Annotated in this window: 6 protein-coding genes; 4 read left to right on the top strand and 2 right to left on the bottom strand. The window is 40.8% G+C overall.

The features are described 5' to 3' along the window. Positions 1-913: 913 nt before the first annotated feature. The 3 genes from RMY16_RS15675 to RMY16_RS15685 all read left to right on the top strand — a co-directional run bounded on the left by RMY16_RS15675 (position 914) and on the right by RMY16_RS15685 (position 7,154). The gene (locus tag RMY16_RS15675; protein WP_322737174.1) at positions 914-4,321 is read left to right on the top strand and encodes a PAS domain S-box protein; all 3,408 of its coding nucleotides are present in this window, start codon (positions 914-916) and stop codon (positions 4,319-4,321) included. Positions 4,322-4,824: 503 nt separating this feature from the next. Then, positions 4,825-5,547: a cyclase family protein gene (locus RMY16_RS15680; protein ID WP_322737175.1), complete on the top strand. Its 723-nt coding sequence runs from the start codon at positions 4,825-4,827 to the stop codon at positions 5,545-5,547. 110 nt (positions 5,548-5,657) lie between these two features. Beyond that, positions 5,658-7,154: an aldehyde dehydrogenase family protein gene (locus RMY16_RS15685; protein ID WP_322737176.1), complete on the top strand. Its 1,497-nt coding sequence runs from the start codon at positions 5,658-5,660 to the stop codon at positions 7,152-7,154. Between the two features lie 243 nt (positions 7,155-7,397). Here the strand turns inward: RMY16_RS15685 and RMY16_RS15690 are convergent, their stop codons facing one another. Further along, entirely contained in the window at positions 7,398-8,102 is a 705-nt protein-coding gene (locus RMY16_RS15690) for a Uma2 family endonuclease (RefSeq protein ID WP_322737177.1), read from the bottom strand. Positions 8,103-8,178: 76 nt separating this feature from the next. Here RMY16_RS15690 and RMY16_RS15695 point away from each other — a divergent pair, with 76 nt between their 5' ends. After that, positions 8,179-9,171 carry a DUF6745 domain-containing protein gene (locus tag RMY16_RS15695; protein ID WP_322737179.1) on the top strand — a complete coding sequence of 331 codons (993 nt, stop codon included), beginning with the start codon at positions 8,179-8,181 and terminating at the stop codon, positions 9,169-9,171. 230 nt (positions 9,172-9,401) lie between these two features. On the opposite strand, the gene RMY16_RS15700 is transcribed toward RMY16_RS15695, so the two are convergent. Next, a partial coding sequence (locus tag RMY16_RS15700) for a hypothetical protein (protein ID WP_322737180.1) occupies positions 9,402-9,602 on the bottom strand: 201 nt, incomplete at its 5' end.

Consider the following 9,602-nt stretch of genomic DNA (forward strand, 5'->3'; position numbering starts at 1 on the left):
ATTTCTGTGAGCTTTATAACATATAAAATGCGATTACCAGGCATTGTTACAACCAGTTGATATCACATTTAGCATTTTTCTCATTTAAGTTGCGATTTTGCTATAGCAATCCTAAATCATTCGTGAGATTTGTTCTCTTTTTATTAGCGTACTTTTGTACCAGATATTGTGCGTAACTCTACGAGTAAGCAAGCTATATGTAGTATCTCGTAGATAAACGGTTCTTCATCACCTAGATTGATCGTCACTCAGATAGGATTGCTATATAAGGTATTTGGATTATTCAAGACAATTTTGAAAAATTGGGTTTTGTTGGAACCATAAAAAAGAATACATTCATCATTATCCAAAATCACAAATAAATAAAGTTGGTTTTTATACCACTACTTTGATAAAAGCTGTTTAATCCAGATGTAGGTATCAAACTCTTTTATACCCCCTTGTTTTAATCAAGCTAGAACCATCAGCCAGATTTTAATTCATGCTGAATTCTTCTTGATAAAAAATCAATATTTATTTTGGATAAAATTCTTGATTATTATGAATTTATTATAAAGATGTAAATGCCTTGCCGAGAATCATATAGTTTTAGTAAAGCTAAATCAACTTTTTGATCAATGCAATTATATAGCTAAGATGAATTGATCAATGACTTCAAAAAGAAACAAAGTTAAATAAGCTCTTTGATATATAGATAGTTTAAATTTCACAAAAAATGCTGAAGTTAATCTTAATGATAACTTCAGCATTTTTTCAATTTATTTACAGTAAAAGGGGAATTGCTGGGCATATAAAAATAAATAAAGTATTAAGATCGTTAGCAGGTTGGCGTAAACAAGATTATATCCATGTATTAAGAAATTTTATTTTCAGCATATTACCTTAATAATTTAGGCAGAGCAGGCAGGCAAAAGTGTTTTCTAAAAAGGTGCAGAGCTACGTTAAACAAATCATAGTTGAAGAGGAAGAAATACAACAGGATGAAAAAGCATTTTACCAGCAGGTGGATATTGCTCCTCTAATGATTTGGATGTCTGGATGCAATGCACTTTACTGTTACTTCAATTCTAATTGGTTGAAATTTACTGGAAAACATCTAACAACAGCCGCGTCTGCATCTGCGCGAGAAGAGGAAATAGGCAATATTTGGACTGGCAACGTCCATCCAGAAGATAGACAGCGATGCGAAGATATATACCTGACAGCATTTGCGACGCATGATTCCTTCCAGAGACAATATCGCTTGCGTGCAGCTGATGGCGAATATCGCTGGATTTTAGATACAGCCGCGCCACGATTTGCAGCAGATGGCAGCTTTATCGGCTACATCGGTTATTGTATCGATCTAACAGAAGTACCGATAGGGATAAGTCAACCTTTCCTAACAGAAAGCTACTCGCCATCTAAAAATTTCTCTCGCCGCCTACGTAAAATTACAGATAGAGAACGAGCAACAGAACTAGCAAAAGCATTAGAGCAACTGCAAGCTGAAATTAGCAAACGCCAAGCAGTTGAGGCACAGTTACGCCAAAAAACATCAGAATTTGCAGCGATTTTGCAATTACTTCCTGATTCATACTTTCGTCTTGATGCTAATGGAAGTATTCTGGATTACAAGCAAGGGTTGATAGAGAGTTTGGATATTCTACCAGGAGATTGTCAGGGCAAGAGTTTACGAGAATGCTTACCGACTGCTATAGGCGATCGCTTCCAGCAAGCAATAACTCAAGTACTTGAAACTCAATATGAAGTCAGTTTTGAATATAACTCACCGCTCCCAGAAGAAAATAATAATTTTGAAGCTAGGTTATTACCATTACCAGACCAGCAAATTATAGTTCTTGTCCGCGACACCAGCGACAACATCCAAGCAGCTTTAATAGAAAGTGATGCCAAGTTCCGCAGCATTGTAGAAAACGCCAACAACATTATTTTTGCGCTGACACTTGAAGGGATATTTTCTTACGTTTCTCCTAACTGGACTGAGATTTTTGGGCATGAGGTTGCAGAGGTTGAAGGCAAATCTTTTATTCCTTTCATACATCCTGACGATGTGCATATTTGTGCCGATTATTTCCAAAGAATTTTGACAACAGGCAAGAAACAAGAGGCAATTGAATATCGAGTTAAACACAAAAACGGTAGTTGGCGATGGCATACAAGCAACTCATCTGCGATTAAAGACGCTAATGGCAATATTTTGTACTTCGTTGGTATTTGCTATGACACCACCGACCGTAAAGAAGCAGAAGTAGCTCTAGCAGAACGAGCGCGTTTAGCAAATTTTCGTGCCGATGTAGACGCGGCATTGACTCAGAGTGACAGCTTACAGAATATGATGCGCCGCTGCACTGACGCCTTAGTTGAACATCTTGATGCAGCCTTTGCTTGCATCTGGACGCTGAACGAACAAGACAATGTATTAGAGTTGCAAGTCAGTTCTGGGATGTACACCCATATCAATGGGCCCCATAAATGTGTACCAGTCGGTCAATTCAAAATTGGTTTGATTGCCGAAGAGGGCAAACCCCACTTAACTAATTCTGTGCAGACAGATTCCTGCATTGGTAACAAAGAGTGGGCACAGCGAGAGGGTATGGTCGCCTTTGCTGGCTATCCCTTAATTGTTGAAGATGAAACTGTAGGGGTGATAGCCATGTTTGCCCGCAAAACAGTGACAGAATCAACTTTCAAAGCATTGGAATTCGCCGCTCAAGAGATTGCCATTGGCATCAAGCGCAAACAAACAGAAATTGCACTCAGAGAAAGCGTCCAGCGGGAAACATTACTCAATCGTCTTTCTAGCCAAATTCGAGCTTCTTTGGATCTTAATTACATTGTGGAAACCGCAGTGCAGGAGATTTGCAACTTATTCCAGATTGATCGCTGCGCCTTCTTTTGGTATCGGCAAGACGCTGATGTACCCTACTGGGAAAGAGTATATGAGGCAAAAAGTGCCTTTTTACCCTGTCTACTTAACCAACAAGAAGCAACTCATGCCGAAATCAAACTAATCGCAGCCAAAACTTTGAACGGAGAAATCATCCGCATTAATGATACTGAGACTGTGGGCGATTCCATAGCACAGCAATTTTTGCAGGATTTTGGTTTCACTGCCTTTATGGCGCTGCCTGTACACACTCAATCTGGCGAAATTGGTGCATTTAGCTGTGGTTATTGTAGTGGCTTTCGCCCTTGGCTGAACAACGAAGTAGAATTACTACAAGCAGTTACAGTTCAACTAGCGATCGCCATTGACCAAGCTAAACTTTACACCCAAAGTCGCATCACCGCCCAAACTGCCCAAGACAAAGCCCAGCAACTAGAAGCAGCACTGCTAGAACTTCAACAAACTCAAACGCAACTGATTCAAACTGAAAAAATGTCCAGTTTAGGACAATTGGTTGCAGGTATTGCCCATGAAATCAATAATCCCGTCAATTTCATCTACGGCAATATTAGCCACGCCAGTGAATATACTAAGGATTTACTGCACTTAGTAGAACTTTATCAACAGAGCTACTGCCCACCAACACCAGAGATCGATCGACAAATCAACACCATTGATTTAGACTTTCTCAAGCAAGATTTACCCAAAATCCTGGAGTCTATGAGAATGGGAGCCGAACGCATTCGGCAGATTGTCTTATCTTTACGAAATTTTTCTCGCCTTGATGAAGACGGTATAAAAGCAGTGGATATTCATGAAGGGATGGATAGCGCCTTGCTGTTGTTGCAAAATCGTTTAAAAGCCAAACCAGGACATCCCGAAATCCAAGTAGTCCGAGACTATGGCAATCTACCATCAGTAGTCTGTCACCCTGGACAGATGAATCAGGTATTTATGAATCTGTTGACAAATGCGATCGATGCTTTAGAAGAGTCATTTGTCAATAGTCATACCCTGCGGGAAGGCGAAGCGCCTATGTCATTAGTAAACAAAACTGAACAAAAGACAAATGACCAGCAGAGAAGTCTGAGCGGAGGCTTCCGGCGATCAGAACTTCTCCCAAAGGAGACGCTGCGCGAACAAAGACAAATGACTTTTCCACAGATTCGCATTCGCAGCCTCATTCAAGAAGATCATGTAATCATTAGCATTGCCGACAATGGCCCAGGCATGAGTAAGGAAGTACGCAAACGCTTATTTGATCCCTTCTTTACGACAAAACCTGTGGGTAAAGGCACGGGTATGGGATTATCAATTAGCTACCAAATTATAGTCCAAAAACACGGTGGAAAGATCCAGTGTATTTCAGCACCAGGAGAAGGTGCCGAGTTTATTGTGATGATTCCACTAAAGCAAGAACCCTCAACGTAGATATCAAACAATAGAGATACGAGTGAAAAACGTAGAGACGTAAGACTTCTTGCAGAAGTGGGGAAAAGGTTAAGGGTTAAAGGGTAAAGGTATGGAATTTTCCCAAACCCAGTAACCTTTAACATACAACCCAATATCTTGGCATTTGTTACTTTTGCAAGATATCTGTAGCACTGCTAAGTCTCTATAAGGGTTCTGGATAACGCATATTTAATTTCTGGAGATACCTAATCTTAATCAAAGCTTAATTAAAACTTAATCTAATAGTTGTTAACTAAGATCAACTCACTTTTTGCTGCAACATTTGAACCCCCTCAATAGCCTAAAATTTATAGGGATTGGGGGGATTATCTCTTTTAGTATAGGGAATTAGGTTTGAAAAACGTTGTAATGGTAGTAGGATCTTTGCGTAGGCGTAGCCTAACCCAGACGATGTACACAACTATCTGCACCTACGTACCTGATAAAAAAATCTCTGAGTACAAATAATATAGAAGGCTGGGATGATACAACCCCAAAGTCAAAATAGTATCACCTACACACGTGTTATCCACCTAAGTCATGTAATTGACGTAGATATTCCCCAATGGTCTGGAGATCCCACAGTAGAATTTGAGACTGTGGCTGAATTAAATAATGATGGTTATTACCTGCGGCGTTTCTCCTTGGGGGAACATAGCGCTACCCATATCAATGCCCCTAACAGTTTTCATAGTTATGCTGTGGGAATTGACCAATACCCAGCCCAGTCTTTGGTTGTACCTGCGGTAGTTATAAATATTTGCCAAGCCACAGCAGTTAATCCTGATTATGCCCTGACTATTGCTGATGTTTTGGCTTGGGAAGAAGAATACGGCAAGATTTTTGCTGGTTGCGTAGTTATATTGAATACTGGTTGGCAGAAAAAGTGGTTTGATAAAAGTGCGTTCCTCAATCACGATTCTCAAGGAATTCCCCACTTTCCAGGATTTGGCAGCGATGCCACTCAATTTTTACTTGATAAACGGCAAATAATTGGGGTAGGAATTGATACTCATGGTGTAGACCCAGGACAGGATAACAGTTTTGCGATTAACCGCTTGGTATTGGAAAAACCGCGCATTGTGTTGGAGAATCTAACAAATTTGGATCAATTACCACCTAAAGGTACTACTCTAGCGATCGCAGTTCTGAGATTACGTGGTGGTTCTGGTTCGCCTGTAGGGGTATTGGCGTTAGTGCCTTAATTTTTATATCGATATTTAGTTATCACGCCAATTTCCTAAACTTGAGGATAACCTAGAAAGCAAGCAAACTTAATACACAAGTTTTCAGTGGATCATCGGAGATTTTCAAAATGACAACTCCGCTATCTTGTCGTAATTATATAGATGGCCAATGGTTGAGTGCTATAGGAGAAGTAACCCTAGAAAGTCGCAACCCTGCCGACAAAACCGAAGTCGTGGCCACATTTCCCCGTTCTCAAGTCAAGGATGTAGATACAGCGGTAGCCGCTGCCCGGAAAGCCTACCACAGTTGGCGCAAAGTCCCCGCCCCAGCGAGAGCAGAATACATTTTTCGCGTTGGGGAAATATTACTTCAGCATAAAGAAGAACTTGCCCAGTTAATTAGTCGGGAAATGGGTAAACCCTTAACAGAAGCTAGGGGAGATGTCCAAGAAGGTATTGACTGCGCCTTTTATAGTGCTGGCGAAGGAAGGCGACTATTTGGGCAAACCACACCCTCGGAAATGTCCAATAAATTCGCCATGACTGTGCGGATGCCCATCGGAGTCTGTGCCTTAATTACTCCCTGGAATTTTCCGGTGGCAATTCCTTGCTGGAAAGCTATGCCAGCTTTGGTGTGTGGCAACACAGTCATTCTCAAACCTGCCGAAGATACCTCCGCCTGTGCAACTAAATTGATTGAAATTTTTCAACAAGCAGGTTTACCACCAGGAGTAATTAACTTGGTGCATGGTGTGGGAGAAGAGGTAGGGAAAGCTTTAGTTGAGCATCCCAATGTAGATTTGATATCGTTTACCGGTTCTTCAGAAACGGGTGCTTTTGTCGGTGCGACTTGCGGACGCACTCACAAGCGTGTCTGCTTGGAAATGGGTGGTAAAAACGCTCAAGTGGTAATGGAAGATGCCGATTTAGAACTTGCTCTTGATGGTGCAGTGTGGGGAGCATTTGGAACAACTGGGCAACGGTGTACGGCTACTAGTCGGCTGATTTTGCATCGTGATATCAAGGAAAAATTTACTGCGATGCTCTATGAGCGTACTAGTAAGTTACGCTTGGGTGCTGGCAATGACTCTGATACAGATATTGGCCCGATAATCAATGAAAAGCAACTCCAACAGGTGAGCAAGTATTTGGATATCGCTCGTGAAGAAGGAGCAAAGGTTTTAATTGGTGGGAAAATCGCTCGTGAAGGCTCATTGAAAAACGGTTACTTCTTTCAACCAACTATTTTGGATGATGTAACTCCTGATATGCGCGTCGCCCGTGAGGAGATATTTGGGCCAGTAGTGGCATTAATTGAGGTTAGCTGCTTTGAGGATGCGATCGCAATTCTCAACGATAGCAATTATGGTCTTTCTTCTTCAGTTTACACCCGCGATATCAACCGGGCTTTTACTGCTATGCGCGACATCGAAGCAGGTATCACTTATATTAACGGCCCGACTATTGGCGCAGAGGTACACTTACCTTTTGGTGGTGTGAAACAAACCGGTAACGGACACCGCGAAGCTGGAACTACTGCAATGGATGTTTTCACAGAATGGAAAAGTGTTTATGTTGACTTCTCTGGAAGTTTGCAACGCGCTCAGATAGATAATCGTAGTTAGTATTATGTAAATACGCTTGGGTTAAGAGGATGTTTGAAAAGTCCTGTTGTTGGTAGCAAAAAGTTTTAGATCCCCCTAAATCCCCCTTAAAAAGGGGGACTTTAAGAAGTTTTCCCCCCTTTTTAAGGGGGGCTAGGGGGGATCAATAAGTGCCTAAAATCACACATAACCACTTTTCAAATAACCTCTAAGGTTTTATTCTCCCTAACCCTTGGCTGTGCGAAAGTTTAAGCCAGGGGTAGTTCATAGTAAATTTGGGTCAATTCCTTGTTGTTGTAATTTGGCTAAAAGTTCTTGAAACTGCTGCTGAGTTTGTTCTAGCTGTTGTTGCTGTTGTGCGTTTATTTCTTCTGGAGTTTGGTATCTGTTACCATCTTGGTCATACCAAAATAGCCATTCTCGTGTTCTTCCTTGATAAATACCCTGTTCTCGTCCAATCCCTAAACCAATTTCTGGCATCCAAATTTGATCGCCGAGTTGTAAAGTGTACTTACCTTCAATTAAGCGATAAACTTCTAAACGTTGACGCTTACGACGTAGCCGCGTTGGTGCATAAATGACGTAATATAAAATGCCTAATTGGGCATAGTCTATTTTCTTTTGTTCATATTCGCCATTGTAGGTTTGAGAAACCACTTCTAAAGCTAAAATGGGCGCAATTCCTTCTTCTTCCCAGAAAACGTAACTAGAACGTCCGTTTTCTCCAACAAAACGTTCAACACCTAAACTCAAAAACCCATCGGGGACTATAGCAGGTTGTAATGGTGTATAGTAAATTCCCATGTTGATACCGAAAAACCAGTCATCACGGGTTTGCCAAATCGAGGCTAAGATGGCTAACAATAAATTAGGAATTAATATTTGTAGTTCGTTATCCACAGGGATATCATCAGAATCTGGTAATTCCGCCGATGAAGGTAGGCAGTCTAAAGGATTGTAGTTATACATACAGCACTTTTCGATTCATTAACCAAATCAAATAATCTGCTTTAATACAAGATAGCCACTATTTCGCATACCTGCTATGTCCGCCGACTACCTGACACCAGAACAACGTGCATTCATATCCCGATGTCGAGAAAAATGGCAACACATTGGACTATCTACCGAACCCATCAACCAACAACAGGCTACGGATGCAGTTCGAGCAATATATACTGCACTTGAACTCACTGAACCTGAAATAATTATCGTTGATAGCCCTAACGCTGGGTTCGAGTACATCTGGAATTTGCTCAAAGTTGATTCTCAGACAATTCTGGGTGATGCTATAGATAGTTCCCACTGGAGTAAAATCTACAGTAAGTTGCAATCATATTTGCTCACGCGATTACCTGTTGATTTACAAACAAATTTACATTCTTTGTTTGACAATCATCTAGCAAAAGAATATGCAAAATTACTCCAAGGACAGTTAGAAATACAATGGGGAGATGTTTTGGAGGAACATTTTGGTAAACGCAATAGCCAGTTGATTAAAAATATATTCTCTTCTTGTCGCAAACCGGAAACTTTGATTGCAGGATGCAGTTATTTTGACTTTTGTATTCAGAGTTTCAACTACCAGCAATTTGAAAACCAACTATTCATTTTAGAAGATTTTATTAAAAATTGCGGCTGGACTTTCTTCTTTCAAAATATCGCGATTATTTCCAACCATTGCACCACAATTAATATTGATAGCAAGAACCATCTTCATGCAGAAGATACACCTGCCGTAGTCTTTGCCGATGGATATAGCCTGAATGCACATCACGGTAAAATAAACCTACAACGCAAGCGTAAACTCGATGATATCGCTTGGGTAAAGTTATTTGAGAAAATGAACGCAGTTGAAATTGACTCTTGGGAAGAATACAAATTGTTACGTACCGTTGAAGAAGGAATTAATGTCCGGTCTAAGCAGTTCCTTAAAGTAACAAATCCGCATACGGGAGAAGTGCGAGTTTTTGGAGTGTCTATGCGGTTCACATCTGCTATTGAGGCGGCACGCTGGGTTAATCAACGCAAAACTTAGGAATCATGAGTGAGAATAAGCTATTTCATAATTATTTGTTGTTCGACAAAGTTGTTCGACAAACTCAGAAAAATTTAAATTAAAGCTGATGCCAATACTGTGTTTGATTACCATTTTCCAAACACTGGCAATACTTAAGCAATTATTATTATTTTCAATTTGGTCTCGCAAGTTATTACTAATTCTTGGGTGCTTTCAGCCGCGCTAGTAGCGACTGTCAAATTTCAGAGTCAAGCGTTGGCGTAGCTCGCCGCAGGCATCGCTGTTTGATGCCATCTTTTCAGATTAGATGCAGAGTTCTCGGAAGTGACTACAGGGTTGACGAAAGTGACTACAGGGTTGACGGGAGTGACTACAGGGTTGACGAAAGTCACTACAGGGTTGACGGGAGTGACTTCAGGGTTGACGAAAGTCACTACAGAGTTGACGGG

This window comes from Nostoc sp. DedQUE12b (genome assembly GCF_034530835.1).
Classification (GTDB): domain Bacteria; phylum Cyanobacteriota; class Cyanobacteriia; order Cyanobacteriales; family Nostocaceae; genus Nostoc.